Consider the following 24146-nt stretch of genomic DNA (forward strand, 5'->3'; position numbering starts at 1 on the left):
CCGGACGGGGGAATATGGACATCGCCATGGATATCATCTTCGACAAGGCGCAGATCGCCGCAAACCGTCGGCGCGCGCTCGCAAACAACGACCCGAAAGCAGGCTTCCTGCTCGATATCGCCGCCGAGGAACTGGCAGACCGCCTCGCCGTCGTGGAGCGCAGCTTCGAACATGCGGTAGAACTGCACGGCACGACGGGTGCGGCCGCCCATGCGGCGATCGCGACCGGCAAGGTCGGCAGCCTCACCCGCGTGGAAAGCGACATCCGCTATGTCGCGCCCGGTGAATCTTTTCTCGAAGCACCGCTCGAAGACGTGCCGCTCGCGCCCCAATCAGCCAATCTGGTGATTGCACCACTCAACCTGCACCTGACCAACGACACACCCGGTGTCTTCATCCAGATTCGCCGCGCATTGAAACCGGACGGCTTGTTCCTGGCCGCCATTCCTGGCGCCGGCACGCTGCAGGAACTGCGCGAGGTGCTGCTCGCAACCGAAATCGAGATGACCGGTGGGGCAAGCCCGCGCGTCATCCCCTTCGCCGATGTGCGCGATGTCGGCGGTTTGCTGCAGCGAGCAGGCTTTGCGCTGCCCGTCATCGATGCGGAGAATTACACTGTCCGCTATGATTCACTGTTTCCGCTGATGCGTGACCTGAAAGCGATGGGCATGGCGAATCCGCTGTCTGCTCGCAGCCGCAAGCCGCTGACGCGTGCCTTCTTCCTGCGCGCAGCGGAAATCTATGCCGAGCGCTATTCGGACCCGGACGGCCGTATCCGCGCAACATTTTCAGTAATCTATGTGTCTGGATGGGCACCGCATGAAAGCCAGCAGCAGCCCCTGAAACCGGGATCGGCCAAGGCACGGCTTGCTGACGCATTGAAGGTGGAAGAGCAGAAACTGAGGCAGTGAGGCCTGACGGATAGCTCAGTTGATCGTCAGGTTATTCTCGACGGTATTGAACACGCCGCGCAGGCCATCGGTGAACACACCCAGGCCGCCAATAAGGGCAACCGCCATCAGCGCTGCGATCAATCCATATTCGATCGCCGTCGCACCGCTTCTGTCCGTCAGAAATTTCTTCAGCAAATCCATCAACCCAACCCTTTTGCGCCCAAGACAGCAACGACATTCGCAAGCCCCGGCGACGGAAGCCTGATTTCCTCAGCAGCCGGCGCCCACGCCGTAGCCCTGGACGACACAGACAGAGCCAGGCGTATCCTGGAGCACGCTGCGGCGGATTGTATAGCGCTTGCCGTTCTCGCTTTTCGCGCCATTCTCCACCTTCGGAATGGAACCGGTGGTGATCGTGTCGAAATCAGCCGGCGCGCTGGCGAGCACGCTCTTCTTGGAAGAATCCGCCAGCATAGGCGTCAGGATAAGGGTCAGCGCCACGACGGCCGTACCGAACAGAAGGGCAATATTGAGCGCCCCCGTCCTGCGTGAAGCAGACGAAGAAGCGCGTTCCTTTTCGCGCACAGCTTTCCAGAAATCGTCGTCCATGACGTCAAGCCCTTAAATACACACACGCCAGTTGCTTGAGTGAGGCCGATCATTGCCAGAAGGTGCTAAATGATCGATTAATATCCACAGGCGAAATCGACGTTTCGCCCCAATAATCAACAAAAGCTAAAGTAAATCCTGCAACACCGGAATGAGCGGTTCATCGGCCGGCGGCATCGGATAATCGCGCAGTGCCTGCGGGCGCACCCATTTGATTGCCTGGCCCTCACGGCCATGCGGAATGCCCTCGTAGCGGCGGCAGACGTAGAGCGGCATGAGCAGATGGAACGTATCGTAGCTGTGGCTTGCGAAGGTCAGCGGCGCAAGACATGGCACCTTCGTCGAGATACCGAGCTCTTCGTTCAGTTCGCGCACCAGCGTTTCCTCGGGCGTCTCGCCGGGTTCGACCTTGCCGCCGGGAAATTCCCACAGGCCGGCAAGCGACTTGCCCTCCGGCCGCTGCGCCAGAAGGATCCGCCCATCTGCATCGATCAGCGCACAGGCTGCGACCAAGAGCAATTTCCTTCCGGCTTCGCTCATTCGCAACGCTCCCGCCAATAGCAATAGTGATAGGCATCACGGAAGCCGAGACGCTCATAGAGCGCGATTGCCGGCGCATTGGAGAGTTTCACCTGCAGCCAGGCTGTACGAGCGCTGCGCATCCGCGCCCAGCGCAAAGCCGACGTCAGGATCTCGATACCAAGCCCCTTGCGGCGATGGCTATCGGCGACCGACAGCGACATGATGCCGGCAAGATCATTGTCCTGCACGCAGAGGACCGTTGCCAGCGAGCCTTGGATTGTATCCTCGATCATGAAAAGACCGGACGGCGGCTTGATTGCTGAAATGATCTCGGCAAGCGCTGGCTTCATCGAAGGTGATGCCTGGTCGACGGCGAGATTGGCATCGACGAACCGGCCAACATCATGTGTTGGAAGGTGATCGAGCGTATCGGGCAGATCAGCCTGCGAGAGATCGCAGACCATGACAGCCGTCTCATCGAAACGTTTCCAACCCTGTTCCTTGATCATGTCGATCAGAACAGGCGATGCAAGCGGTGTCTCGCGCAACACGGCGGAGCGGCCATAGGCCTCGAATTTACGGCTTGCCTTCTCCAGCCTGATCTCGACGTCCCGATGGTCGGACGGATCGAGCGGCACGATGGAGTTCAGGCGGTTGGAGGGATGGCCGGCGGTTAGGCGAACCTGCCAGCTTCCGTCATATTGCACGGAAGCGGCCGGCCAGGCGCGAAAGCCCACGGCCTCCAGCCGCCGGACCAGCGGCAGGTTCTGCTTCTGAAGAGATGCCTGCATCAACGAACGATCAGCTCCGGTAGTCGCCATTGATCGCAACATATTCCTTGGTGAGGTCGCAGGTCCAGACCGTGGCCTTGCCGGAGCCGAGGCCAATGTCGACCTTCACAGGAATATCCTGCTTCTTCATGACAGCCGAGGCAGCATCCTCGGAATAGCTGGGGTCGCGCTCACCATTGACGGCAACACGCACATCACCGAACCAGATGGCGAGCCGGTCACGATCGGCCATTTCGCCGGCCTTGCCGACAGCCATGACGATCCGGCCCCAATTGGCATCTTCGCCGGCAGCCGCAGTCTTGACCAGTGGCGAATTGGCGATGGAAAGGGCGATCGTCTTGGCGGCGGCATCGCTCTCGGCGCCGGTCACGGTGATCTCGAGCATCTTCGTCGCCCCCTCGCCGTCGCGGGCGACCTGGATTGCCAGGTCCTTGAGAAGGTCGTTGAGCGCCGAACGGAATGCGCCGAGCTGCGGAGCGTTCGCGCTCGTGATCCGAGCCTGTCCGTCGGTCGCTGCTGCACCTGTCGCAAACAACATCAGCGTGTCCGAGGTCGAGGTGTCGCTATCAACCGTCATGGAGTTGAAGCTCGGTTCGACGCCGGCAGACAAGAGCGACTGCAGGACGGAGGAATCGATCGCAGCATCGGTAACGACGAAGGAGAGCATGGTCGCCATGTCGGGCGCGATCATGCCGGCTCCCTTGGCGATGCCGTTGATTGTCACCTCGACACCGCCAATTTCAGCCGTCCGGGTCGCGACCTTCGGATAGGTGTCGGTGGTCATGATCGCCTTGGCGGCCTCGAACCAGAAATCGCCCGTCGCATCGGCGTGCATCTTGTCGAGCACACCGGCAAATTTGCTGGCGTCGAGCGGTTCGCCAATGACGCCGGTCGACGCGAGAAAGATTTCATTTTCGCCGCAGCCGACGGCGGCAGCGGCGGACTTTGCCGTGAGCTCGGTCGCGGCGCGGCCCTTCAGGCCGGTAAAGGCGTTGGCATTGCCGGAATTGACGACGACGGCGCGTGCCGTCCCGTGCGGCAGGTTGGTCCGGCAGAAATCAACCGGAGCGGAAGGGCACTTCGACTTGGTGAAAACGCCGGCAACGGCAGCCGGCGCATCAAAGACCATCATCAGCACATCCGTCCGGTTCTTGTATTTGATGCCGGCGGAAGCGGTCGCCATGCGCACGCCGCGAAGCGCGGGCAGCGAGGCAAAGGTTTTCGGGGCAAGCGGAGAAACGGTAGCGGACATAGAATGAGACCTGCCAATATGCATTTCCAGGCGAAGTGGAAGCCGGTCCGCCATCCGGAAATGCGACGATGATAGTGAAGGGCCCGGAAGAACCGGGCCCAAATGCTGATGATTACTGCTGCGGCGCCGGTGCCGGCACGGGCTCGGCGCCCGGCTCTGGCTGCTTGTTCGCGTTTTCGTAACCCTTGCGAAGCGTTTCGTCCGTGATCTCGACCTTGGCCTTGGCTTTCGCATCGTTCAGAAGCGCAAGATACTTGTCACGCATGACGAGTTGACGAACCTGGTCCTGTACCTGTTCGAACGGCGGCGGCGGAGCGTCGCGCTTATCCTCGACCTTGATCACATGATAACCGAAGTCGGTCTTCACAGGTGTCTTGGAATAGGTGCCCTTTTCGAGAGAGAAAGCAGCATCCTCGAATTCCTTGACCATGCGGCCGCGGGTGAAGTAGCCGAGGTCGCCGCCGTCATCCTTGTTCGGATCGGTGGACTTTTCCTTGGCGAGCTCGGCAAAATCCTTGCCGGCGTCGAGCTGCTTGATGACGTCCTTGGCCTCGTCCTCGGTCTTGACGAGGATGTGGCGGGCGTGAACCTCTTCCTGCTTCGGCAGAGCGGCGACTTCCTTGTCATAGCGCGCCTTGACGTCGGCATCGGTCACGGTATCGACGACATGCTTCTTGAAGTAGGCGTTGTGAAGCTCGCGGTCGGTCAGGTACTGCATGCGCTTCTTGAAGTCGTCTGTCTGGTCGAGCTTCTCGGCGGTCGCGTCGGAAGCCAGAAGCTTCACGTCGATGGCGGCCGAAAGTGCGGCGACCTTCTTCTGGTCATCGGGAAGCTGCGCGAGCTGTGGGTCGAGATTGGCGACAGCCAGATCGAGTTCCGACTGATGGATTTCCAGATTGCCGACCTTAGCGACGACAGCGTCATCGGCAAAGGCGGGAGCCTGAAACGCCACGAGGGCGGTAAACGCCAGCGCGGCAAGTTTTTTACTGCTCAACATCAAATAACCCTTCACAATTATACCCGCCGGCTTCAGCTTTCGTGAATCCAGCCCGAAAACAGCCTTCAACACCGGAATGTGGCCTTTCTATATCAGCCAAATCCGTTGACATCATTTGCCCCCCCTCTTATCTGTCACGCAACCTCGCGTCCAGAACAGTTTCCGGGCGTTTTCAAGCGTGCGCCTGTTTTTCGGCTGGGTGGCGAATAAGAAACGTCGGGGAAGAATATTCAGAAAGGACCAGTCATATGGTCAGCTTTGGCGGTATTGCCCGCAAGTTATTTGGCTCAGCCAACGATCGCCGCGTGCGGTCCTTCCAGCCGAACGTCGCCGCAATCAACTCTATTGAAGAGAAGACCAAGGCGCTGACGGACGAGCAGCTTGCCGCAAAGACGGTGGAGTTCCGCGCGCTCCTCGCAGAAGGCAAGACACTGGACGATATCCTGATCCCGGCCTTCGCGGTCGTTCGCGAAGCCTCGCGCCGCGTTCTCGGCATGCGACCTTTTGACGTACAGCTCGTCGGCGGCATGATCCTGCATTCCAATGCCATCGCCGAAATGAAGACCGGCGAAGGTAAAACGCTGGTCGCGACCTTGCCGGTCTATCTGAACGCACTCGCCGGCAAGGGCGTGCATGTCGTCACCGTCAACGACTACCTCGCTCAGCGCGACGCCGCGACCATGGGCCGTCTCTACGGCTTCCTCGGCCTGACAACGGGGGTCATCGTCCACGGCCTTTCCGACGAGGAGCGCCGTGACGCCTACAATTGCGACATCACCTACGCGACCAACAATGAACTCGGCTTCGATTATCTGCGCGATAACATGAAGTACGAGACGAACCAGATGGTCCAGCGCGGCCATAACTTCGCGATCGTCGACGAAGTGGACTCGATCCTGGTCGATGAAGCGCGCACGCCGCTCATCATTTCCGGCCCGCTCGACGACCGCTCCGACCTTTACAACACCATCGACACTTACATTCCGCTACTGACGCCGGAAGACTATGAGATCGATGAAAAGCAGCGTTCGGCAAACTTCTCCGAAGTCGGCACCGAGAAGCTGGAAAACCTGCTGAAGCAGGCCGGCCTCCTGAAGGGCGCCTCGCTCTACGACATCGAAAACGTCGCGATCGTTCACCACATCAATAATGCGCTGAAGGCTCACAAGCTCTTCCAGCGCGACAAGGACTACATCGTCCGCAACGGCGAGATCGTCATCATCGACGAATTCACCGGCCGCATGATGCCGGGCCGCCGCTATTCGGAAGGCCAGCATCAGGCGCTGGAAGCCAAGGAAAAGGTGCAGATCCAGCCGGAAAACCAGACGCTGGCTTCGATCACCTTCCAGAACTACTTCCGCATGTATGCCAAGCTTGCCGGCATGACCGGTACGGCTCAGACGGAAGCGGAAGAATTCGGCAACATCTACAATCTCGACGTTCTCGAGGTGCCGACCAATCTCCCGATCAAGCGTATCGACGAAGACGACGAGGTCTACCGGACTGTCGAGGAAAAGTACAAGGCGATCATCACCGAGATCCTGGACGCCCACAAGCGCGGCCAGCCGGTGCTTGTCGGTACGACCTCGATCGAAAAGTCGGAATTCCTGGCCGAGCTGATGCGCAAGCAGGGCTTCACGAACTTCCAGGTCCTGAACGCCCGCTATCATGAACAGGAAGCCTATATCGTCGCCCAGGCCGGCGTGCCGGGTGCGGTGACGATCGCCACCAACATGGCCGGCCGCGGTACCGACATCCAGCTCGGCGGCAACCTCGACATGCGTCTCGAGCATGAGCTCGCCGAAATCGAACAGGGTGCCGAGCGCGACGCGAAGGTCGAAGCAATTCGCGAAGAGATCAAGGCGCTCAAGGAAAAGGCGCTTGCAGCCGGCGGCCTCTATGTCATCGCCACCGAGCGCCATGAAAGCCGCCGCATCGACAATCAGCTGCGAGGCCGTTCCGGCCGTCAGGGCGACCCCGGCCGTTCCAAGTTCTATCTTTCGCTTCAGGACGACCTGATGCGCATCTTCGGCTCCGACCGCATGGACAGCATGCTGCAGAAGCTGGGCCTCAAGGATGGCGAGGCGATCGTCCATCCCTGGATCAACAAGGCTCTGGAACGAGCGCAGAAGAAGGTCGAAGCCCGCAACTTCGACATCCGCAAGAATCTCCTGAAATATGACGACGTTCTGAACGACCAGCGCAAGGTCATCTTCGAACAGCGCGTCGAGATGATGGAAGCGCCGAACATTTCCGAGACTGTGTCCGACATGCGTCGCGAAGTTGTCGACGATCTCGTGACCACCCATATCCCCGAGCGCGCCTATGCCGAACAGTGGGATGCCGCAGGCCTGAAGACACAGGTCACCAACATCCTCAATCTCGATCTGCCGGTCGAGGACTGGGTGAAGGAGGAAGGGATCGGCGAGGACGATATTCGCGAGCGCCTGACGGAAGCCACCAACGCCGCCTTCAACGAGAAGGTCGAGCGTTTTGGCCCCGACATCATGCATTATGTCGAGCGTCAGGTCGTCATGCAGACGCTTGATCATCTGTGGCGCGAGCACATCGTCAATCTCGATCACCTGCGTTCGGTCATCGGCTTCCGTGGTTACGCCCAGCGCGACCCGCTGCAGGAATACAAGTCTGAAGCCTTCGAGCTCTTCCAATCGCTGCTCAACAATCTGCGCCAGGCTGTGACCGCGCAGTTGATGCGGGTCGAGCTGGTGCAGCAGGCTCCGCCGCAGCCGGAACCGCCGCTCATGCAGGCGCATCACCTCGACCCGACGACGGGCGAGGACGAGTTCGCCAACACGACTTACCAGGCAGAGGAAGTGATCGTGGCGCCGGAAAATCGCAATCCTGACGATCCCCAGACCTGGGGTAAGGTGGGCCGCAACGAAGCCTGCCCCTGCGGCTCGGGCAAGAAATACAAGCACTGCCACGGTGCTTTCGAACAGGTTTGATAATGGCGCCCTCGGGCGCCATTTTTCTTGGGTAATTCCGCCCAATTATGGATCACCGCGACAGGCAAGACCTCCTCGCCGGGCATACCGTTTCTTAACCCTGGTCTGGCAAGACTTGGCCGTGCGAATGCCCTGCCCTTAGAGTTTTGCGTGTTCAGAATGGCGGTCATAGAAACAGCGGAAAAGATGCTGCCCGCGGGGCTGCGGCCGGTCGCCGGCCGGGCGCGGCGCATGCTTGCCGCGGTCCTGACCGAACGGGGCGACAAGGCCGCCGCCCAGCGTATGGCGCTGATCGCCTTTTCGATCCGCATTCTGAGTGCGGCCCTCGCCTTCCTGTCGCAGATCATACTTGCCCGGCTGATGGGCGAATATGAATACGGCATCTTCGTTTTCGTCTGGGTGCTGGTCGTTCTATGCGGGGATCTTTCCTGCCTCGGTTTCCACACCGCGATTGTCCGCTTCCTGCCGCAATATCGCGCTGCCGGCGCCTTCGCCGAAATCCGCGGCCTGACGGGTATTGCGCGCATCTTTGCAATGGTCTCGGGCACGACCGTTCTCATCGCCGGCATGCTTGGCCTGCATTTCTTCGGCGACAGGATCGAGAGCTACTATCTGGTTCCGATCTTCCTCGGCCTCATGGCGATGCCGATGATCGCGCTCGGCGACATCCTCGAGGGCACGTCGCGGGCCAATCATTGGCCCGTCATGGCGCTGAGCCCGGTCTATATTGTCAGGCCGATCCTCATCATCCTCTTCATGCTGGCTGCGATTTTCTTCGACGCGCCGCATACGGCAGTCACCGCCATGCAGGCAGCGCTCGCGGCGACCTTCGTCACGGCACTCGGCCAATATGCCGCAACCCTCTATCGGATGCGCAAGCACTACGATGCCGGCCCGCGCAAGGTCGATTTCGTGGAATGGCTCGGTGTCGCATTTCCGATCTTCCTCATCGAAGGCGTGAGCTTCCTGCTGACCAATTCCGATGTCGTCGTCGTCGGCATCTTTCTGGAGCCGCACGACGTTGCGATCTATTTCGCAGCGGCCAAGACCATGGCGCTGGTACATTTCATCAATTTCTCGGTGAAGGCCGCCGCCGGCCCGCGCTTCTCCTCGATCATCGCCGAGGGCAACCGAGCCGATCTCGCAGTTGCGGCTATCGATGCCGCGCGCTGGACTTTCTGGCCGGCGCTTGTTGCCGGTCTCGCGGTGCTGGCCGCCGGTCATATGCTCTTGTCGCTCTTCGGAGGCGCCTTTACTGCCGGTTATGTGTTGATGGCGATCCTGCTGGCCGGTATTCTTGCCAAGGCGCTGATCGGTCCCGCCGAGACGCTGCTGATGATGGCGGGCAAGCAGAACCTCTGTGTCGCCCTTTACGCCGGAGCACTCGCCGCCAATGTCGGCCTCAATCTCCTGCTGATCCCTCACTACGGCATTGTCGGCACGGCAATCGCCACGGCCTCCGCCATGGCCGTGGAAGCGATCCTGCTGCATGTCTTTGTCCGTCGTGCGCTCGGCTTCGCGCTTTTCGCCTTCGCAACCCCTTCCATCGCAACGCCAGAAATGAGAGCCCGATAGATGGTACGTGTACCACCCATCACCGAGAGCACCGACAGCAACGCGAACCGCATGGTTCACGATCTCGCCGCGCTCAAGTTCGAGGCGCCGCAGGCTGAAGCACGGATCGAAATCGGCCGGCTGGGGCGCGAGCTCTGCCTTTACCCGGGCAGGCTGGGTTACGATCTGCAGGAAGAATTGGATTTCCTCTCCAACCGCGCGATGGAACCGAACGTCTTCTTCAGCGGCCGCTTTCTGGCGCCTGCCATGCCACGTCTTGAAGACCGGCAGGTGAATTTCGCCATCATCCGCGACGAGAACGAACATCGCAGCCGCATGCGCCTGCTCATGCCCTTCTCGGTCGACAAGCCCGGCTTTGCCGTTGGCCCGTCGATCATCCGCGGCTGGGCAAACAGTTTCGGTCCGCTCGGCACGCCCTTGGTCGATGCAGAGGAAGCCGCGGAGACGCTCGACAACCTCTTCGAAGGCCTTGTCACGCCGGACCTTGGCCTGCCGGGCACACTGGTGCTGCCGGATGTACGGCTAAACGGTATCTTCGTGCGGATGGCAAAGGCGGTGGCCCTCAGCCGCAACCTGCCGCTGACAGTTGCCAATCCCTATGAGCGGCCGATGCTGCAAAGCGATGACGACGCCATGGTCTATCTCGGCCGCACCATATCCTCCTCTCACCAGCGCGAGATGCGCCGCCAGTGGCGGCTTCTCGAAGAGCTCGGCAGTGTCGTCCACACCGTTGCCCGCCAGCCACGCGAAATCCACCTGCGCTTCGAGGAGTTCCTCGCGTTGGAGGCTGGCGGCTGGAAGGGCAAGCGCCGCAGTGCGCTGGTGACCGACCGCTATCACACCGCCTTCGCCCGCGAGGCCGTCTCCAATCTGGCGGAAGTCGATGCCGTGCGCATCCATACGATCGACATCAACGGCAAGGCGATTGCTGCCGTGGTCGTACTGATGATGGGTGGCGAGGCCTATACCTGGAAGACTGCCTACGACGAAAGCTACTCCCGCTATTCGCCAGGCAAGCTGCTAATGAGCGAGCTGACCGAATGGCATCTCGACGACGCCAATGTCGTACGCTCGGATTCCTGCGCGGTCTCGGATCATCCGATCATGAGCCGCTTCTGGCAGGAACGCGAGGAGATGGGCACACTGGTGATCGGCCTCACCCAGAACGGTGACCGCGACATGCGGCAGGTCGCGGCTCAGCTTCACATGTACCGCAGCACCCGCAACATGGCGAAGATGCTACGCGAGAAGATCATGTCGCTCGCCGGCCGCGGTTAGCTTTTAGCTTCCGCCGCAGCCTTTTCCCGCAGCAGGCGCCGGATGACCTTGCCCGTCGTCGTCAGCGGCAGTGCATCGACGAATTCGACCTCGCGCGGATATTCGTGCATCGAAAGCCGGGTTTTCACCCAGTCCCGGATCTCCACTGCCAGTTCCGCGCTCGGGTTGTAGCCCGGCGAAAGCACGATATAGGCCTTGACGATCTCCGTGCGCAGCGCATCGGGCTTTCCGACGGCCGCAGCAAGCTGTACGGCCGGATGGCCGATGAGACAGTCCTCGATCTCTGCAGGCCCGATACGGTAGCCAGATGAGGTGATGACGTCGTCGTCGCGGCCCGCAAAGGTGACATAACCCTCCGCGTCCTGCCGACCGATATCGCCGGTCAACAGCCAACCCTTGGCATATTTCCTGTCTGTCGCATCGGGATCGTTCCAGTAACCGAGAAACATTACTGGATCAGGGCTGGCGATTGCGATCTGCCCCTGCTCTCCGACCGGCAGTTCGTCACCTTCGTCGCTGACAACAGCAACCCTGTGACCAGGTGAGGCGCGCCCGATCGCGCCAGCTTTGGTCACCCCGAAGGCAGAGCTCGAAGACAGCACAAAATTGCACTCCGTCTGTCCGTAAAATTCATTGACGGTGATGCCAAGCGTACGGCGCGCCCACTCGTAGGTTTCGCGCCCCAGCGATTCACCTGCCGAACCGATGGTGCGCAGCACGAGATCGTATTTCGAGCGCGGCTCCTCGACGGATTTCAGGAGCCGGAGCGCCGTCGGCGGAATGAAAGCATTACGCACCCTCATCTCGGCCATGATGCGATAGGCCATGTCGGCATCAAATTTCTGGGCCGGCGAGGAGACGACAGGCACGCCGAGCAACAGGCTCGGCAGCAGCGCATTGAGCAGCCCGCCCGCCCAGGCCCAGTCTGACGGCGTCCAGACCTTGTCTCCGGCCTGCGGAAAGCCTTCATGGGCAAACTGCATGCCGGGAATATGGCCGGCGAGAACCCGGTGACCATGCAATGCGCCCTTCGGCGGCCCCGTCGTGCCCGACGTGAAGATCATCAGCGCTGGCTCGTCCGGGCCTGACGACACAATTTCGAAAGCGGAAGAATAGGCAGAGACCAGCTCGGCAAAACCGAGCGTACCAGCCGATTCTCCCTCGATCGAGACGACGTGTCTGACGTCAGGCAGCCGGTCGCGGATCTGGTTGATGCGTGCAAGCCCGAAGCCGTTGGTGACGACGGCTGTCGCGCCCGCAGCCTTCAGCCGGTATTCCAGGGCCTCGACCCCGAAGAGCAGCGCCAGCGGCAGCGCGATTGCGCCCATCTTGTAGATCGCGACATGCGAAACGACCGTCTCGAAACATTGCGGCAGGAGCAGCGCAACCCGATCCCCCCTGCCGATGCCAAGTGCTGACAGCGCATTGGCGAAGGATGAGGAGCGGGCGGCAAGCTCGCCATATGTCAAAGACAGATGGTGGCCGTCGGGACTAAAATGTTCGAGACAGACGCGATCGGGATCACGCGCGGCCCAATCGTCGCTGACGGCACGGCCGATATTGAAATCCTTTGATATCTGCCAGGAAAAATCGCGGTAGAGCGTGTCATATCGATCGCCGGGCGGCAGTTTCATAGGCATGATCCAGTAAAATGCTGCACCAGCTAACACCTCACCGGTCGAATGTGCAAGCATTGTAATCCGCAAGGATAAGACGACATCCCGCCTGCCCATCACGTATTATTGCGCTAACTGCAGAAGACATTCTCCGCCTACTCACTGAGACTTCGGCAATTTCTGCACTACATCATGCGCATGCGCCTGGGGAGCCGCTGAAATTCATCACGGAGCATTTTTATGGAATATGTAAAACTCGGGAAAACCGGTCTCGAAGTCTCGAAGATCTGCCTCGGCTGCATGACCTATGGCGATCCGGACCGTGGAAACCACGCCTGGAGCCTGCCTGAAGAAGGAAGCCGCGCATTGCTGCGGCAAGCGATCGAACTCGGGATCAATTTCCTCGACACGGCCAATACCTATTCCAACGGGTCCTCCGAGGAGATCGTCGGCCGCGCCATCAAGGATTTCGCCAAGCGTGAGGATATTGTTCTCGCCACCAAGGTCTTCAATCGCATGCGCCCCGGCCCGAACGGCGCCGGCCTGTCGCGTAAGGCGATCTTCGACGAGATCGACAACAGTCTGCGCCGCCTCGGCACCGATTATGTCGACCTCTACCAGATCCACCGGTGGGACTACACAACACCGATCGAGGAAACGCTCGAAGCTCTCCATGATGTCGTGAAAGCCGGCAAGGCGCGTTATATCGGCGCCTCCTCCATGTATTCCTGGCAGTTCGCCAAGGCGCTTTATACCTCCCGCCTCAACGGATGGACGGAATTCGTCAGCATGCAGGACCATCTGAACCTGCTCTACCGCGAGGAAGAACGCGAAATGCTGCCCTTCTGCGAAGACCAGAAGATCGGCGTCATTCCCTGGAGCCCGCTTGCCCGCGGCCGGTTGACCCGTGACTGGGACGATAAGACCAACCGCAGCGAGACCGATGAATTCGGCAAGACGCTCTACAGGCAGGCTGAAGATGCCGATCGCAAGATCGTCGAGAAAGTTGCCGAAATTGCCAGGGCCCATGGCATCTCCCGCGCGCAGGTCGCCACCGCCTGGATCCTGCAGAAAAGTGCCGTCACCGCGCCGATCATCGGCGCATCCAAGGCGCAACACCTCACGGATGCCGTCGGCTCGCTGACCGTGAAACTCAGCGCCGAAGACATTGCCGCACTCGAAGCCCCCTATATCCCGCACAATGTTGCGGGCTTTAAATAACACGCCCCGGCAATCTCCCTCTGCTGGTGCGGAGGGAGACCCTTTCAATTTCCAAAGTCGGGACTTTCAGGCGAGCGCCGCGCATGGAATATCAGTGCTCAGCTGGGTCACGACCATTGAGGCAGATCATCACGAGCCGGTCACACTTAGGCCTTAGCCGTTTCGGGCAAACAGAGGGCCCGCCGCATGACCATCTTTCCCTACGAAGCTCGCCGCTTCCGCACCACCGCTACCTACTATAGCCGCTTCCGCGTCCCCTATCCGGACAGGTTGATCGAACGTGTTACCGAACGAACCGGCCTGAAAACCGGTGATCGTCTGCTTGATCTCGGCTGCGGCCCGGCACCGCTCGGCATCGCCTTCGCACGCCTCGCCGGCGCCGATGTAATCGGGATTGATCCCGAGCCGGAAATGCTGGATGCAGCACGCGAGAATGCGTCCAAAGCCGCGGTCACTATAAGGCTTATCCAGGGCTCCTCTTACGATCTCGGCCAGGATCTGGCGCCGCTGAAGCTTGCAGTCATGGGCCGCGCCTTCCATTGGATGGACCGCCCGACAACGCTTGCCGCACTCGATAAGCTCATCGCTCGCGATGGCGCTGTCGTTCTCTTCTCCGACAGGCATATCGCGGCCGCACCGGATTGGCGTGATATCCTGCATCAGCTGTCAGAGACCTATTCGCCGGAAAAAAACGCCGAGCGCAAATTGCGCCGAGCGCCGGAATTCGGACCGCACGAGACGGTCCTGCTGCACTCCCCCTTCCGCAACCTCGAACGCATCGGCATCGTCAACGAACGGATAATCGGGACGGAGGACATAATCGGCCGCGCCTTCTCCATGTCCGTCACCTCTCCACAGGCGCTGGGCGACAAGACAGAAGAATTCGAGGCAGCCTTCCGCAGCGAACTCGCAGCGCTCTCGCCGAACGGCACCTTTACTGAAATCGTCGAAGGCCTTGCGATGATCGCCTTCCGCGACTGAAGCAACTCCAGCAAAAGCGCGGAGCCGTTTTTGCAACGGGAATGCGCGAATGCCCTAGGATGATTGCGCCGGATCGAGCCTGCGGCGCATCGTGACCAGAAATTGCTCGGCGAGCGCCCGGTCCTCGACCGCGCGGGCAAGAATGACGGCCCCCATCATCGATGAAAGCGTTGTCGTCGCATTGGCACGGCGCTCTTCCTCAGTCGCGCCGGGCACCACTTCTTTCAGCACATCGACCAGCGTGGACAAGCCCTCGCTGAAGGTCGCACGAACCGCCCCTTCGCTGCGGCTGACCTCCTGGATCAGCGACGCAAAGACGCAGCTTCCACCGGGATCGTCGACCGTGCGCCAATGGATGTAATGATCGAGCAGCGCCTGAAGCGGACGATCTGGATGTCCGACAATCAACTCACGCCAGCGTTCCTCCACCCGCTCGATCAGCTTGCGGCTGACCTCCAAGGCAAGATCGTCCTTTGATTCGAAATGGCCGTAGAACCCGCCATGCGTCAGACCAGCGGCTTTCATGATGTCCGCAACGCCGACGCCGTCGAACCCGTTCTCGCGGAAGAGCACGCTGGCTGCCGTCAGGATCTTCTCGCGGTTTTCTGCAAATTTCTCGCGGGTGACCCGCATCTTTCGTCTCCGGAAATGGTCGCTTGACAATTTATATGATGTCCATCATCAATATGCAACAAATATGATGGTCGTCATGTAAAGCGGCCTTGTATGGTCCCGACGTCACAAACGGAATTTGCCCATGGTCTCTGCTGTACTTGCCTCAACCCTTGCCCGGCGAAACATCCACTATGGATGGGTTGTCGTCGCAGCCACCTTCCTGACCATGCTGGTAACCGCCGGCGCAATGGGCGCGCCGGGCGTGCTCATCAAGCCGCTGCAGAATGAGTTCGGCTGGGAAACTTCGCAGATTTCCTCCGCACTTGCCATCCGCCTGATCCTTTTCGGCCTGATGGGACCGTTTGCGGCCGCCTTCATGAATTATTTCGGTGTCCGCAAAGTCATTGTCTTCGCCCTTGCCTTGATCGGCGCGGGCTTCGTCGGGTCGCTGTTCATGACCAAGCTCTGGCATCTGCTGGCGCTCTGGGGCATCGTCGTCGGCTTTGGAACCGGGCTGACTGCCATGGTGCTGGCAGCCACGGTTTCCACCCGCTGGTTCGTCAAGCATCGCGGCCTTGTCGTCGGCATGCTCTCGGCAAGCTCGGCGACCGGCCAGCTCGTCTTCCTACCGCTGATGGCGGAATTGACCGAACGCTACGGCTGGCGCGCCACGGTCTTCTTCGTCTGCGCGATGATCATGGTTGCTGCTCTTCTCGTGCTGCTTTTCATGCGTGACCGCCCCTCGGACGTAAACCTGCCCTCGGTCGGCGAAACTCAGGTGACGCCGCCCCCCGCCCGCGGCACACTCGCCGCCGCCCTTGCAACGCCGATCACGGTTCTCAGGGAAATTTCCAAGACTTCGACCTTCTGGATCCTGTTTGCCACCTTCTTCATCTGCGGTCTCAGCACCAACGGCCTGATCCAGACGCATTTCGTCACCCTTTGCGGCGACTACGGCATCATGCCGGTCGCAGCCGCCAGCGTGCTTGCCGTCATGGGCATCTTCGATTTCTTCGGCACGATCGGCTCCGGCTGGCTTTCCGACCGCTTCGACAATCGCTGGCTGCTTTTCTGGTATTACGGCTTGCGCGGCCTCTCGCTGCTCTTCCTGCCCTTCAGCGATTTCTCGTTCTACGGCCTGTCGATCTTCGCGGTCTTCTACGGCCTCGACTGGATCGCCACGGTGCCGCCGACCGTCAAGATTGCCGCTGACCGCTTCGGCCGTGAAAAAGCCGGCCTCGTCTTCGGCTGGGTCTTCGCCGGCCACCAGCTTGGCGCGGCAACCGCTGCTTACGGCGCCGGCCTGTCGCGTACGGCGCTGGAAAGCTACCTGCCGGCTTTCTTCATTGCCGGTGCCTTCTGTCTGTTGGCCTCGGTTCTGGCGATCACGCTGAAGAAATCAGGCCTAACCGGCGCAAGCGCAACTGTGGCCCACTAAACACAAAATTCGAAGCGGCTAAACTTCGCCCGCCGTCTTGCACGCGCGGGCGAACGCATGTTAGACAGCCGCCTCGTGTTTCGCTGCCCCATTGGCGGAATTGGTAGACGCGCTCGACTCAAAATCGAGTTTCGAAAGAAGTGCTGGTTCGACCCCGGCATGGGGCACCAAATATCTCTAAATATCAGATCTAGTATGTTTGCCCCGCCCTGAAGGGCGAGGCACCATCCGTGGCCGACGATGCTGAAGTTCCACAAAGTGCAGGACCTCAGCCGGCTGCTTAGTCACACCGTCTTACGGTTTTTGTGACCGTTCCTTCGTCAGTCTCGCGGGTCACGCTACGCGTGTAGCAGCGGTCACGGTCCCGATCGCGATAACGATCACGTTCGCGCACCGCGCCGAACGTAATACCGCGATCACTGATGGTAACGCCGGGGCGGACCCGGTCTCGGTCACGGTCGTAGCGATCATAACCGTCATAGGCGCGCTCGCGTGTGACTGTAACGCTGTCTGCCATTGCAGGCGCCGCAGCAGAGCCCAAGGCAAGGGCAGCGATTGCACAGTTGATGATGATCTTTCGCATATCTCTTCTCCTCGTCTTCATGCATAGGCAACGACCCAAGAGCTTCGTGGTTCCGCCCAAAAAGGCAGTCCTTTAAGCCAATTCTATTCAAATCAACTCTTTAACTTTGCCGACGCTTCGTCCTAAAGTGCCGGCCTTGCGGCATTTTGAGAGGGCTGATGCACCAGGAAACGGGACTCATTGCGACGGTAGCCATAAGCTTCGTCTTTGCGGTAATTCTTGGCTACGGCGCGGACAGGTTGAGGCTGCCGCCACTGGTCGGCTATCTTGCCGCCGGGGTCGTCATGGGGCCTTTTACGCCGGGCTTCGTTGCCGATACCGAGCTTGCGAGCCAGCTTGCCGAAATGGGCGTGATCCTGCTGATGTTCGGCGTCGGCCTTCATTTCTCGGCATCCGATCTTCTTGCCGTGCGCGGCATCGCAATACCCGGCGCCATTGGCCAGATTCTCCTTGCCACCCTGCTCGGCATCGGCCTCGGAGAACTCTGGGGCTGGAGCCTCGGCGCCGGCATCGTCTTCGGCCTCAGCCTTTCGGTTGCCAGTACCGTCGTACTTCTGAAGGCGCTGGAAGAACGTAACCTTGTCAACACCGCCGGTGGGCGTGTTGCCGTCGGCTGGCTGATCGTCGAGGATCTTGCAATGGTGCTGGCGCTCGTGCTTCTGCCGGCACTGGCCGAGCTTTTGGGTGGCCATGCGGGTGAAGCCTGGCACGGCCTCGACCTGCCTCTCTGGGCCACGATCGCGCTGACATTGCTGAAGGTCGCAGCTTTTGCCGCCATGGCGATCTTCCTCGGCCCGCGTATCGTGCCCTGGCTTCTGACGCTGATTGCCCGCACCGGCTCGCGTGAGCTTTTTACTCTTGCGGTGCTTGCCATCGCACTTGGCATCGCCTTCGGCTCGGCGGCGATCTTTGGCGTTTCCTTCGCGCTCGGCGCCTTCTTTGCCGGCGTGGTCATGAGCGAATCCCATCTCAGCCATCGAGCAGCAGCCGATTCCCTGCCGTTGCAGAACGCTTTTTCGGTGTTGTTCTTCGTCTCGGTCGGCATGCTCTTCGATCCATCGATCATCGTGAAGCAGCCGCTTGCCGTCATCAGTGCCTTGGCGCTGATTATCATCGGCAAGGCGATTATCGCCTTCGGCATCGTAACTTTCTTGCGCTATCCGATCGGCATGGGCCTGACGGCCGCCGGTGGCCTTGCTCAGATCGGCGAATTCTCATTCATCCTCGCTGGACTCGGTGTCTCCCTCGGTCTGTTGCCGCATGAGGGGCAGGATCTGATCCTCGCCGCCGCGATCCTCTCCATCACCCTCAATCCGCTGGTCATCTTCGTAGCGGAAAACCTGAACCGCCATATCAAGACGAAATGGCCGCGTGTCTACGACACGTACGGCCGCAAGAATCAGGACACTCTCAGCCGCGAACTCGAGAAGATCCGTGCAATCGGCGAGGAGCGTGAACGCCAGCACCATCTGCGCATCCAGCAACTGATCGATACTTTCCCGCTCTTTTCAGAGGTCAACGAGGATGCACTGGAGGAACTGCTGCTGCTCTTCCAGGCTAGACTTGCTCCACCCGGTGAACGTGTCATCCGACGCGGCGACCGCGGCGACAGCATGTATTTCATTTCTTCCGGCGCGGTCGAAGTGAGGCTGGCAAGCGGCTCGGTTCGCCTGGAGCCCGGCGCCTTCTTCGGTGAAATGGCGCTACTCAGCGGCGGTCGCCGTACGGCTGACGTCATCGCTGTCGATTTCTGCCAATTCGAAGTGCTGGAGCGCCGCGATTTCAACATGTTCATGTCGCGTCATCCGAACCTCCGTGCCATCGTCAGCGAAATGGCCCAGAAGCGCACCGAAATGAACGTCATGCGCCAGCAGTGGGAAAAATCCATGGACCTGTCGTAAGCGGTCCGGCGGCTGGTCGTTGCCAAACCCCTGTCACGCTGTCGTAGTGCTGTCCAGCATCGGCCAGTACAGGTCTGAATCGAAATCAGCTGGAATACGATCGAGACGGCACATTGCCTCGGCAGCATATTCGATCTGCATGGCGAGGTATCTGAGTGATGACGGCATCGGCACACCAATAGCAAATTCCATAACCCGTGACCGGTGATATCCGCTGGCACCGAGACGCCGCTCGGCCTCGCGGCGAACATCCTCATGTTCCGGCCGGCGGTGTTCCGCTTCCTTGTTCCATTCTTTGGCGGCGCTGAGCCCGCCGTCTATGACCTTCAATCTCATGGGGTGCCGTCAATATTTCGATCTGCCGGTAGCTTGCCGCAGATTCGCCCCCTTGCCATCCTGCTAAATCTTGGGAGGGGGACCAGGTCGATCACGAAAATTTTCAACGCGAACGTCGTCAAGCCGAAGACCAAGCATTTACAGCGTCACGATCGCCCCCTAATGCTTTGTGCGTCGCAACAAGGAAAGGAAACGGATGCTCCGCAGACTTTACGACTGGACCATGTCTCTGGCCTCTAAGAAATCGGCCGAAGTCTGGCTCGCCGTCATCGCCTTCGTCGAAAGCTCCGTCTTTCTGGTTCCCGCGGACGTGCTCTTCCTGCCGATGGCACTTGCCAAGCCCGAACGCTCCTATCGCTACGCGATCGTCGCTACCATCGCATCGGTGCTGGGCGGAATCGCCGGCTGGGCGCTCGGCTATTATGCCTACGAGGCTGTCGCGCGCCCGGTGCTAGAATTCTATGGAAAGCTCGATCAATTCGAGCAGATGAAGTCCTACGTCACCTACGAGACGATCCTCCTGCTTCTCGTCACATCGGGTCTGGCGCACCTGCCGCCAATCAAGATCGTCACGATTCTATCCGGCGTCATCCACGTCAGCCTGCCGCTCTTCATCGTTTCGGCAATCATCGCCCGCGGCGCCCGCTTCCTCTTCCTTGCCTGGCTGCTGCGCCGTTATGGCGAGCCGATCCGCCACTTCATCGAGAAGCGCCTCGGCCAGATCGTCGGCGTCGGCGCAGCGGTCGTGATCGTGCTATATCTAGCCTATCGATATTTTGCCCACTGAGCCAACTTCGCGGAGTTCCGCCATGACTGCCCCCACCTCGCCGCTTGCCCGCCCGGGCTTCACCCTCTCGCTGCTGCTCGCCATTGCCATGGCAGTGGTCGTCGGCACGGCGCTCGGCTTCCAGTATATCGGCGGCTATATTCCGTGTGCGCTCTGCCTGCTGCAGCGCCAGCCCTATTATTATGGCATTCCAATCGCTGTAGTCGGCGCTGTTGCGGCGCTCGTCGGCCTGCCGAACTGGATGACGCGCGCCATCATCCTCGCCGTCGGCATCCTGATGCTGGTGGGCGCCGGCATGGGCGTCTATCACGCCGGCGTCGAGTGGCATTTCTGGCCCGGTCCAGCCACCTGCTCGACCACGGCCAGCAGCATGACCACCAATGCCGGCGATCTCCTGGGCGAACTGAATACGATCAAGGGCCCGTCCTGCACGGATGCAGCGCTGCGGGTCCTGGGCTTGTCCTTCGCCGGCTGGAATGTGATCGCAAGCCTGGTCCTCGCAGCCTTCGCCTTCTGGAGCGTGAAGAAGACTGCGTAGTCGGTTCGATCAGGGCTGCAGCTCGGTGTCCCAGTAGAGGTAGTCGAGCCAGCTGTCATGCAGGTAGTTCGGCGGGAAGAGCCGACCGTTATTGTGCAGGTCCTGCACGGTCGGCTGATAAGGCTTTTGCGCCGGGAGCATGCCAGCCTGCTTCGGAAGCTTGCTGCCCTTACGCAAATTGCAGGGAGAACAGGCCGCCACGACATTCTCCCAGGTTGTCTCGCCGCCGTGAGCGCGCGGGATGACATGGTCGAAGGTCAGATCGTCGTGAGCGCCGCAATACTGGCACTCGAACCTGTCGCGCAGGAAGACGTTGAAGCGGGTGAAGGCGGGATTGCGGGACGGCTGAACGTAAGTCTTTAGGCACACGACACTCGGCAACCGCATCGAGAAGCTCGGTGAGGAAACCTCATGCTCATATTCTGCGATAATGTTCACACGGTCGAGAAATACCGCCTTGATCGCGTCCTGCCAGGACCAGAGCGACAAGGGGTAATAACTCAGCGGCCGGTAGTCAGCGTTCAGGACGAGCGCTGGCAGGGCCTGTGGTGAGACTGCAATCGTCAAGGAGCCCTCCTGGATCGATTCGGCATCTGCACTTGTATATTAGGCCGGTTGTTACAGGATTGTGAAGTCCAATAAATTCAGGGGATAAAGGCAAATTGAGGGAGGGTGTCCGTCAGGCGACCGGCAGCACGTCCCGACGCATTTTTGCAGCGTAATAAGCCCAGAAAAGCCGGGCTGCGACCGAACGCCATGGCGACCAGATTTCCGCAAGCCCTGCAAGGACTTTGGCTTGCGGGCGTTCAGCGAGACCGAATGCCGCAGCGACCGCCGCCTGAAGCGCCACGTCGCCCGATGGAAATACATCCACATGGCCGCCGCAGAACATCAGATAGACCTCCGCCGTCCATGGCCCGATTCCCTTCTGGGCCGTCAGTTCTGCGAGCGCTTCGCCGGGCGGCTTTTGGATCATGGCCTCCAGATTGATTCGTCCTGAAGCAACCGCTTGCGCAATCCGCGTCAGTGTATCGGCCTTGGCGCGAGAGAGACCGAACTCGCGCCAGGCATCGGGATGAAGCAATATGTAAGATTGCGCGCTCAGCATTCCGCTCTCTGGCTGCATCCGCCGCCAGATCGCCTCGGCGCTCGCCCGCGATACCATCTGCGAAACGATGATATGGGCAAGGCCGGCAAATCCTGGCTCGCGCAGCCGGAGCGGAACGGGGCCTGCCTCCCTGGCAATTGCCACGAGCCGCGGATCGAGAACAAGGAGAGAGGCAAGCCCCTCCTTAATATCCTTTTCATTGCTGATGACCCGCACCTTGCCTCGCGATCGTTTCAAATCCATGCCAGAAGAAAGCATGATCACGACTCCGCGTCAAAAACCCGTCTTCCGTTTCGCTCCGAGCCCCAATGGGCAGCTGCATCTCGGTCACGCGCTGTCGGCTTTCCTGAACAACGACATGGCCAGGGCCGCAGATGGTCGGCTGCTGCTGCGTATCGAAGACATAGACCTGACCCGCTGCACACCGGAATTCGAGGCCGGCATATTCGCCGACCTCAGGTGGCTGGGCATTGAATGGGAACAGCCGGTCCGTCGCCAGCAGGAACATTTTTCCGAATATCAGACAGCCCTTCATTCGCTGATCGAACGCGGGCTGGTCTATCCCTCCTTTCTGACGCGCAGTGAGGTCAAGGCACGCGTTACCGCCTATGAGCGGATGGGCGAGCCCTGGCCGCGCGATCCGGATGGCACGCCGCATTATCCAGCCGACGATCGTGACCGCAGCGAGGAAGAACGCGACGCGATGCTGGGCTCAGGTCTCAGACATGCATGGCGGCTGAACATGAGCAGGGCGTTGGACCTGATCGGTGAACCGCTGTTCTGGATGGAGACAGGCGATGAGCGTAAGGGCGAAATCCTGGCCGAACCCGTCGCCTGGGGCGACGTCGTTCTCTCGCGCTCGGACGCGCCCTCGAGCTATCATCTCTCCGTCGTCATCGACGATGCGCTGCAGGGCGTGACCCACGTCGTGCGCGGCCTCGACCTCTTCCACGCCACCTCGGTGCATCGGCTGCTGCAGGAGCTGCTCGACCTGCCGCAGCCCGTCTATCACCATCACCGTCTCATCGTGGATGCAGAGGGCCGCAAACTTTCCAAGAGTGAAGGCGATACCGGCCTTGCGGAACTGCGTGCCAGGGGGCTGTCAGCCGCCGATATTCGCAGTCTTATCGGGCTTTGAATCGGCGGCGTGGTCACGTCCGACCACCGAGAAAGTTCGCGAGAAATTGCGCAACACCCGGAACTTCATGAGCGCCGCATTGATCTCCGCGCCGACGATGAAGATGACACCCACCATATAGAGAAAGATCAGCACGATCATGACGGACGCCAGACCGGCATAGGTGGCCGTGTAGTTGGCGAAGGTCGCAAGATAATAGGCAAAGATCAGCGCGCCGATGAGCCAGAATATCAAGGTCAGGAACACGCCTGGGACGACGTCGAATACGCGACGCTTGCCGGAGGGCAGCCAGAGATGGACGACGAGCAGGGCAATCGTCAGCATGACGAGCGTGCCGTAGATGCGCCAGCTGAAGACAATTTCGAGTGTGTCGACGATGGCCGGCAGCCATTGGCGGATGGTGACGGGAAGCCATTCGAGCGAGTCGTTGTGCAGCAGCCAGTCGCGGGCATAATCAAGACCGACAGGGACTGCCACGAGCAGAATGCTGATGACCGCAAAGATGATCACGGCGATGAGGACATAACCGAGGCTCGCAAGGCGGGTGAAGTACCAAGGGCGCGTCTCCTGCACGCGATAGGCGCGATTGAGCGAGATCCTGAGTGCCTCGACACCGTTCGAGGCGAAATAGGCAGCTGCAAGCACGGAGATGGTCAGCAGTCCGCCGCGCGGGATCGTCAAGACCTCCACCACCTGGTCGGCCAGCGGCTTGGCGATCGCTTCAGGCCACGTATCGAAGATCAGATGGATGGCCGTGGTGGAAAACTGGTCGGCACCAAGAAAATTGGCAAGCGCCGTGCCGAAGATCAGGAAGGGAAAGACTGCAAGCAGGGTGGAAAGCGCCACATGGCTTGCCATTGCAAAGCCATCGTCCTCGATCAGGTGGCAGATGGCGTCGTACACCACATCGTAGAACGTGCGCAGGAATTTCGGCATTCTGCTTCCCAATTGTATCCTTTCCGCGAATATGGGAAACGAGTCCCATTTTGTACAGGAATCAT

The 24146-nt window shown here is 60.2% G+C and carries 24 protein-coding genes and 1 tRNA gene; 12 read left to right on the top strand and 13 right to left on the bottom strand.

Going from position 1 to position 24146, the window contains the following annotated elements; all coding sequences use genetic code 11:
* Positions 1–26: 26 nt before the first annotated feature.
* Positions 27–911 (top strand): methyltransferase domain-containing protein, encoded by an 885-nt coding sequence (locus FHT93_RS21770; protein WP_183849450.1) that lies wholly within the window; start codon positions 27–29, stop codon positions 909–911.
* Positions 912–926: 15 nt separating this feature from the next.
* Here FHT93_RS21770 and FHT93_RS21775 read toward each other — a convergent pair whose 3' ends face one another.
* The 6 genes from FHT93_RS21775 to FHT93_RS21800 all read right to left on the bottom strand — a co-directional run bounded on the left by FHT93_RS21775 (position 927) and on the right by FHT93_RS21800 (position 5064).
* Positions 927–1094, bottom strand: coding sequence for a Flp family type IVb pilin (locus FHT93_RS21775; RefSeq protein WP_112545140.1), 168 nt, complete (start codon positions 1092–1094; stop codon positions 927–929).
* Positions 1095–1163: 69 nt separating this feature from the next.
* Complete coding sequence (locus tag FHT93_RS21780; protein WP_112545139.1) at positions 1164–1502, bottom strand: hypothetical protein; 339 nt, start codon at positions 1500–1502, stop codon at positions 1164–1166.
* A gap of 126 nt (positions 1503–1628) precedes the next feature.
* Entirely contained in the window at positions 1629–2042 is a 414-nt protein-coding gene (gene mutT, locus FHT93_RS21785; RefSeq protein WP_112970903.1) for an 8-oxo-dGTP diphosphatase MutT, read from the bottom strand.
* Positions 2039–2845, bottom strand: coding sequence for a GNAT family N-acetyltransferase (locus FHT93_RS21790; protein ID WP_112545137.1), 807 nt, complete (start codon positions 2843–2845; stop codon positions 2039–2041). Before FHT93_RS21790 ends, mutT begins: the two co-directional genes overlap by 4 nt.
* Positions 2826–4067 carry a bifunctional glutamate N-acetyltransferase/amino-acid acetyltransferase ArgJ gene (gene argJ, locus FHT93_RS21795; protein ID WP_113144835.1) on the bottom strand — a complete coding sequence of 414 codons (1242 nt, stop codon included), beginning with the start codon at positions 4065–4067 and terminating at the stop codon, positions 2826–2828. Before argJ ends, FHT93_RS21790 begins: the two co-directional genes overlap by 20 nt.
* Before the next feature lie 112 nt (positions 4068–4179).
* Positions 4180–5064: a peptidylprolyl isomerase gene (locus FHT93_RS21800; RefSeq protein ID WP_112545155.1), complete on the bottom strand. Its 885-nt coding sequence runs from the start codon at positions 5062–5064 to the stop codon at positions 4180–4182.
* Positions 5065–5312: 248 nt separating this feature from the next.
* Between FHT93_RS21800 and secA the strand changes: the two genes are divergently transcribed.
* The 3 genes from secA to FHT93_RS21815 all read left to right on the top strand — a co-directional run bounded on the left by secA (position 5313) and on the right by FHT93_RS21815 (position 10883).
* Entirely contained in the window at positions 5313–8030 is a 2718-nt protein-coding gene (secA, locus tag FHT93_RS21805; RefSeq protein WP_113017263.1) for a preprotein translocase subunit SecA, read from the top strand.
* A 159-nt stretch (positions 8031–8189) separates the two neighbouring features.
* On the top strand, positions 8190–9605 hold the full coding sequence (locus FHT93_RS21810; RefSeq protein WP_113017264.1) for a lipopolysaccharide biosynthesis protein: 1416 nt from the start codon (positions 8190–8192) through the stop codon (positions 9603–9605).
* Positions 9606–10883: a GNAT family N-acetyltransferase gene (locus FHT93_RS21815; protein ID WP_183849452.1), complete on the top strand. Its 1278-nt coding sequence runs from the start codon at positions 9606–9608 to the stop codon at positions 10881–10883.
* Here FHT93_RS21815 and FHT93_RS21820 read toward each other — a convergent pair.
* Complete coding sequence (locus FHT93_RS21820; RefSeq protein ID WP_183849454.1) at positions 10880–12517, bottom strand: AMP-binding protein; 1638 nt, start codon at positions 12515–12517, stop codon at positions 10880–10882. The two genes, FHT93_RS21815 and FHT93_RS21820, sit on opposite strands and share 4 nt — an antisense overlap.
* A gap of 222 nt (positions 12518–12739) precedes the next feature.
* Here FHT93_RS21820 and FHT93_RS21825 point away from each other — a divergent pair, with 222 nt between their 5' ends.
* Together FHT93_RS21825 and FHT93_RS21830 are read left to right on the top strand one after the other, a co-directional pair.
* Positions 12740–13720 (top strand): aldo/keto reductase, encoded by a 981-nt coding sequence (locus FHT93_RS21825; protein ID WP_113204401.1) that lies wholly within the window; start codon positions 12740–12742, stop codon positions 13718–13720.
* A gap of 186 nt (positions 13721–13906) precedes the next feature.
* On the top strand, positions 13907–14701 hold the full coding sequence (locus FHT93_RS21830) for a class I SAM-dependent methyltransferase (RefSeq protein WP_183849456.1): 795 nt from the start codon (positions 13907–13909) through the stop codon (positions 14699–14701).
* 54 nt (positions 14702–14755) lie between these two features.
* Here FHT93_RS21830 and FHT93_RS21835 read toward each other — a convergent pair whose 3' ends face one another.
* Positions 14756–15334: a TetR/AcrR family transcriptional regulator gene (locus FHT93_RS21835; RefSeq protein WP_112970897.1), complete on the bottom strand. Its 579-nt coding sequence runs from the start codon at positions 15332–15334 to the stop codon at positions 14756–14758.
* A 124-nt stretch (positions 15335–15458) separates the two neighbouring features.
* On the opposite strand from FHT93_RS21835, the gene FHT93_RS21840 reads away from it, so the two are divergent.
* Both FHT93_RS21840 and FHT93_RS21845 read left to right on the top strand, forming a co-directional pair.
* Positions 15459–16754, top strand: coding sequence for an MFS transporter (locus tag FHT93_RS21840; protein ID WP_113208547.1), 1296 nt, complete (start codon positions 15459–15461; stop codon positions 16752–16754).
* Positions 16755–16839: 85 nt separating this feature from the next.
* Positions 16840–16924 (top strand) — tRNA-Leu (locus FHT93_RS21845).
* A 110-nt stretch (positions 16925–17034) separates the two neighbouring features.
* Here the strand turns inward: FHT93_RS21845 and FHT93_RS21850 are convergent.
* Positions 17035–17337 carry a hypothetical protein gene (locus FHT93_RS21850; RefSeq protein ID WP_113013220.1) on the bottom strand — a complete coding sequence of 101 codons (303 nt, stop codon included), beginning with the start codon at positions 17335–17337 and terminating at the stop codon, positions 17035–17037.
* Positions 17338–17495: 158 nt separating this feature from the next.
* Here FHT93_RS21850 and FHT93_RS21855 point away from each other — a divergent pair, with 158 nt between their 5' ends.
* Positions 17496–19238 (top strand): cation:proton antiporter, encoded by a 1743-nt coding sequence (locus tag FHT93_RS21855; RefSeq protein ID WP_112545516.1) that lies wholly within the window; start codon positions 17496–17498, stop codon positions 19236–19238.
* A gap of 33 nt (positions 19239–19271) precedes the next feature.
* On the opposite strand, the gene FHT93_RS21860 is transcribed toward FHT93_RS21855, so the two are convergent.
* On the bottom strand, positions 19272–19574 hold the full coding sequence (locus tag FHT93_RS21860) for a hypothetical protein (protein ID WP_183849458.1): 303 nt from the start codon (positions 19572–19574) through the stop codon (positions 19272–19274).
* Positions 19575–19770: 196 nt separating this feature from the next.
* Here FHT93_RS21860 and FHT93_RS21865 point away from each other — a divergent pair, with 196 nt between their 5' ends.
* Entirely contained in the window at positions 19771–20361 is a 591-nt protein-coding gene (locus FHT93_RS21865; RefSeq protein WP_112545518.1) for a YqaA family protein, read from the top strand.
* A 22-nt stretch (positions 20362–20383) separates the two neighbouring features.
* Positions 20384–20899, top strand: a complete 516-nt coding sequence (locus FHT93_RS21870) for a disulfide bond formation protein B (RefSeq protein ID WP_183849460.1) — start codon at positions 20384–20386, stop codon at positions 20897–20899.
* A gap of 9 nt (positions 20900–20908) precedes the next feature.
* Here FHT93_RS21870 and FHT93_RS21875 read toward each other — a convergent pair whose 3' ends face one another.
* Together FHT93_RS21875 and FHT93_RS21880 are read right to left on the bottom strand one after the other, a co-directional pair.
* Positions 20909–21466, bottom strand: coding sequence for an HNH endonuclease (locus FHT93_RS21875; RefSeq protein WP_112545520.1), 558 nt, complete (start codon positions 21464–21466; stop codon positions 20909–20911).
* A gap of 112 nt (positions 21467–21578) precedes the next feature.
* Positions 21579–22265, bottom strand: coding sequence for a DNA-3-methyladenine glycosylase 2 family protein (locus tag FHT93_RS21880; protein ID WP_183849461.1), 687 nt, complete (start codon positions 22263–22265; stop codon positions 21579–21581).
* Here FHT93_RS21880 and gluQRS point away from each other — a divergent pair.
* Positions 22264–23145 carry a tRNA glutamyl-Q(34) synthetase GluQRS gene (gene gluQRS, locus FHT93_RS21885; RefSeq protein ID WP_112545522.1) on the top strand — a complete coding sequence of 294 codons (882 nt, stop codon included), beginning with the start codon at positions 22264–22266 and terminating at the stop codon, positions 23143–23145. The genes FHT93_RS21880 and gluQRS overlap by 2 nt on opposite strands.
* Here gluQRS and FHT93_RS21890 read toward each other — a convergent pair.
* On the bottom strand, positions 23110–24081 hold the full coding sequence (locus FHT93_RS21890) for a YihY/virulence factor BrkB family protein (RefSeq protein WP_112545523.1): 972 nt from the start codon (positions 24079–24081) through the stop codon (positions 23110–23112). The genes gluQRS and FHT93_RS21890 overlap by 36 nt on opposite strands.
* Between the last annotated feature and the right edge of the window lie 65 nt (positions 24082–24146).

The organism is Rhizobium sp. BK379 (assembly GCF_014193955.1).
GTDB lineage: Bacteria > Pseudomonadota > Alphaproteobacteria > Rhizobiales > Rhizobiaceae > Rhizobium.